The organism is Xanthobacter sp. BG11Y11_SDJG, assembly GCF_057364445.1.
On the sequence record NZ_JBNFNU010000350.1, the window covers coordinates 1 to 4,458 of the forward strand.

Annotated in this window: 3 protein-coding genes and 1 pseudogene; all 4 read left to right on the forward strand. The window is 72.2% G+C overall.

Annotated features, from left to right (window positions below; genetic code table 11):
• Positions 1–919: MmgE/PrpD family protein (locus AC2W7M_RS20415; RefSeq protein WP_486134461.1), on the forward strand; the 919-nt coding region annotated here is incomplete at its 5' end.
• Positions 920–946: 27 nt separating this feature from the next.
• A complete protein-coding gene (locus AC2W7M_RS20420; RefSeq protein ID WP_486134463.1) occupies positions 947–2,089 on the forward strand; it encodes an NADH:flavin oxidoreductase/NADH oxidase in 1,143 nt (380 codons plus the stop codon).
• Between the two features lie 10 nt (positions 2,090–2,099).
• On the forward strand, positions 2,100–3,485 hold the full coding sequence (locus AC2W7M_RS20425) for an MmgE/PrpD family protein (RefSeq protein ID WP_486134465.1): 1,386 nt from the start codon (positions 2,100–2,102) through the stop codon (positions 3,483–3,485).
• Positions 3,482–4,458 (forward strand): annotated as a pseudogene (locus tag AC2W7M_RS20430) (CoA transferase); the annotation flags it as partial. The gene AC2W7M_RS20425 and the pseudogene AC2W7M_RS20430, both read left to right, overlap by 4 nt.

The window sequence follows — 4,458 nt, forward strand, 5'->3', positions numbered from 1 at the left end:
ACAACACCTCGATCACCGGCGTGCTGGGGGCGGCGCCGCCGCCGCCTCGGTGCTGGGGCTCGATGCCGGGCGTACGGCGCACGCGCTCGGCATCGCCTCAAGCTCCGCGGCTGGCCTGTTCGCCTTCCTGCATGGCGGCGGCGAGATCAAGCGCCTGCATCCCGGCCTCGCGGCGCGCGAGGGCCTCTATGCGGCGCTGCTCGCCCGCAACGGCATGACCGGCCCGGCCGGCATCCTGGAGGGCGAGGACGGCTTCCTCCAGGCCTTCGGCGACAAGGCGGACCCGGACCGGCTGGTGGCCGGCCTTGGCGAAAGCCTCAATGTCACGCGCTGCTACATCAAGCCCTATGCCTGCTGCCGCCACCTGCATCCCGGCATGGACGGGGTGCGCGCCGCCATGGCGGATGCGGGCGTCGGCGCGGACGGCATCGACACGATCGAGATCGGCACCTACGCCATCGCCGCCGGCCACGCTCATGGCGGCTGGGAGGACATGCCGTCTGCGCAGATGAACTACCGCTTCTGCGTGGCGCTCGCCGCGCGCGAGGCGCAGGTGGGCATTGCCGCCTTCGATGCCGCGCATCTTGCCGATCCCGTTCTCAGCGACCTTGCCGGCCGCGTCCACGTGGCGGTCGAGGACGCGCGCGAGGCGGAATATCCGCGCCTCAGGTCCGCGCGCGTTACGCTGCGCACCAAATCGGGCGGCGCCTTCGAGCGATACGTGGACGAGCCGCTCGGCTCGGCGCGCCATCCGCTCTCCGACGCCGCGCTCATCGCCAAGTTCGAGGAGCTCGCGACGCCGGTGCTCGGCGCGCGGGAAACCGCGCAGCTGCGCGCGCGCGTCGGCGACCTTGCGGGCCTCGACGATATCGATGCGCTTCTTGCCCCCGCCGCGGGGCTGGAGCGCACGGCAGGCTGAAGACCAAGAATTCGGAAGGACGAGGAAATGCCCAAGACCACGCTGTTCTCCCCCTTCTCGCTGCGCGACGTGACCTTCGACAACCGCATCGTCGTCTCGCCCATGGGGCAGTATTCGGCCGACGAGAACGGCTTCGCCACCTCCTGGCACACCATGCATCTCGGCCATCTCGCCGTGTCGGGCGCCGGCCTCGTCTTCACCGAGGCGACGGCGGTGGAGCCGCGCGGGCGGGTGAGCGGGCGCTGCCTCGGCATCTGGTCGGACGACCATTTGGCGGGCCTCAAGGAGGTGGTGGATTTCTGCCGCCGGCACGGCGGCGCCAAGCTCGGCATGCAGCTCGCCCATTCCGGCCGCAAGGGCTCGGTGACGGTGCCGTGGGAGAAGCAGCAGGGCATGGAGGACGGGGAGGGCGGCTGGCTCATGGCGAGCCCCTCCGCCGTCCCCTATCCCGGCCGGCCGGTGCCGGAGGCGCTCGACGACGCGGGCCTCAATGAGGTGCGCGAGGCGTTCGCCGCCGCCGCCCGGCGCGCCGATGAAGCGGGCTTCGACGTGATCGAGATCCACAACGCCCACGGCTATCTGCTGCATTCCTTCCTGTCGCCCCACGCCAATGCGCGCACCGACTCCTATGGCGGCAGCCGCGAGAACCGCATGCGCTTCCCGCTCGAAGTGTTCGAGGCGGTGCGCGCCGCCTGGCCGGCGGGCAAGCCGCTGGGCGTGCGCGTCTCCTCCACCGACTGGACGCCGGACGGCTGGCAGCCGCACGACACGGTCGCCTTCGCCCACGAGCTGAAGGCGCGCGGCTGCGACTATATCTGCGCTTCCAGCGGCGGCTCCTCGCCGGACCAGAAGATCCCGGTCGGTCCCGGCTACCAGGTGCCGTTCGCCGACCAGGTGCGGCGCGCGGTGGACATCCCCACCATGGCAGTGGGGCTCATCACCCAGCCGCAGCAGGCCGAGGACATCCTCAAGAGTGGGCAGGCGGACTTCGTGGCGCTCGGGCGCGGCATGCTCTACGAGCCGCGCTGGGCTTGGCATGCGGCGGAGCATTTCGGCGAGGAGGTGTATTTCCCGCCGCAGTACGAGCGCTCGCACCCCTCCATGCGCCCGGGCGACTTCCTGAAGCCGTTCCGCGAACGCGCCGCCGAGCCGCAGGCCAAGGCGAGCTGAGGGGCGCGCCATGAGCGACCGCACGGACGCCAACCTCACCCTCGCCTTCGCGGAAGAGCTCGCTGCGATCACGCCCGCGACGCTGACCGAGCGCGACCTCGGCCAGCTCGATCTCCTGGTGTTCGACCATGTGGGCGTCGCCTATGGTGGCGCGGCGCGGCCCTGGATCGTGGCGCTGCATCGCTGGGCGGAGCGCTATCGCGGCACCGGTCCGGCGCGCATCATCGCCAGCGACCTGGAAGTGACGCCCGAGGTGGCGGCGTTCGTGAACGGTGCGGCCGGGCATTCGTTCGAGTTGGACGACACGCACGAAGCCTCCATGAGCCATCCCGGCGCGGTGGTGATCCCGGCTGCGCTCGCGGTGGCGTCCGAGACCGGCGCATCCGGGCGCGACCTGCTCGCCGCCATCGCCGCCGGCTACGAGGCCATGGCGCGCATCGGCATCGCCGCCCGCGCCGAGCGGGTGATCGCCGCCGGCCATCATCCGACCGCCGTGTTCGGCGTGTTCGGCGCGGCGGTGGCGGCCGGCAAGCTGAAGGGCTTCACGGCTCCGCAGATCGCCGCCGCCTGGGGGCACGCTTTGTCCCTGTCCGCCGGCTCAATGCAGTTCTCGCAGGAAGTGACCGGCGCCGAGGTGAAGCGGCTCCATGCCGGCTATGCGGCGCGCGCCGGCGTGCTCGCCGCCGAGGTGGTGGAGGCGGGCATTCCCGGTCCGACCCGTGGCCTCGACGGGCGCTACGGCTTCCTGGCGCTCTACGGCCATGATGCGATCCCCGAGGCGCTGACGCGGATGGGCGCGCGGGGCCTCGCCATCCACGACATGAGCTTCAAGCCCTATGCCTGCTGCCGGCTGCTGCATTCCATGATCGACGGGCTGCGCACCACCACGGACGGCTTCGCGCAGGCGCAGGAGGCGCGCATCCGCTCCATCCTGGTGCGCGGCCCGCGCAAGCTCGCCGAGCAGCACATGGTGCGCCGGCCCGACACGCCCATGGCGGCGCAGTACAGCCTGCCGTTCACGGTCGGCGCGGCGCTCGCCTTCGGTCCCGAGCGCTACGACGCCTACGAGCCGGACAACCTTGCCGACCCGCGCATCCTTGCATTTGCGGACCGGGTGGAGGTGGGCCACGATGCGGCGATGGAGGCGGCCTATCCCGAGCATTTCGGCACCGAGGTGAAGGTGACGTTCGCGGACGGCACCACCCGGACCGAGCGGGTGCTCGACAGCCTCGGCACGCCGGTCCGCCCCATGACGCGCGAGGCGCTGCGCGCCAAGGCGCGCGGCCTCATCGGCGGGCGGCTGGAGGCGGATGCGTTCGATCGCCTCGCGGGCGAAGTGACGGCGCTCAAGGGCGCGGCCAATGTCGGCCCGCTCCAGGCGGCGGTGGCGCGATGAGCCTCACCACGCCGTTCCGCGATCTGGTGGTCCTCGAATGGGGCCGCCGGCCGGCCGTGCGCGCCTGCGGCAGCCTGCTCGCCCAGGTGGGGGCGCAGGTGACGACGTTCGCCGGCGCCGCCGATGATGCCTTCAGCGCCTTCAAGGACGTGATCGCCGACACGCCCGAGGCGCGGGCCGCCGCCTTCGCCGGGGCCAACGTGATCCTGGTCTCGTCCGACCGGACAGACGCGCCGCCGCTGCCGGCGCGCCGGACGGACCAGATCGTCTGCGACATCACGGTGGACGGCGATCCGGCGCATGGCCACTGGAGCGAGCCGTTCCTTCAGGCGGTCACGGGCATCTCGGACATCACCGGCGTCACCGGCGGGCCGCCGGTGATCTGCGGCGGCGCGGTGGTGGAGATCCAGACCGGCATGCTCGCCGCCTCCGGCATCCTCGCCGCCTGGCGCACCCGCGCCGCCACCGGCGAGGGGCAGGAGATCGGCCTCAGGCTGGTGGATTGCGGGCTCAACAACCAGTCCACCTTCCTGCCGCTGGTGTTCGCCGGCCGCACGCCGCAGCGCTCGGGCAACCGCCACCCCATGGCGGTGCCGTGGAACAGCTACCGGGCGGCCGACGGCTGGATCCTCCTGTGCTCGGCCACCGACGAGCACTGGGTGAAGCTGACGACGCTCATGGCCGGCCCGAACTCGCCGTGGGCGCCTACGAGAAGCTCGCCGACCGCATCGCCCAGTGCGACGCGGTGGATCGCGAGGTGGAGGCCTGGACCTCGACCCGGTCCGTGAAGGAGTGCATCGCCGCGCTCAATAGCGCGAACCTCGCAGCCGGGCCGATCCTCGACATTGCCGGACTTGCGAGCGACGAGAACCTCGCGCTGCGCGGCACGCTTTCGCCGGGTCCGCGCCCGCGCCCGCTCTCCTTCGCGCGGACCGATGTCTCGGCCGCGCCGGCGCCCGGCCGGCCCGAGCCG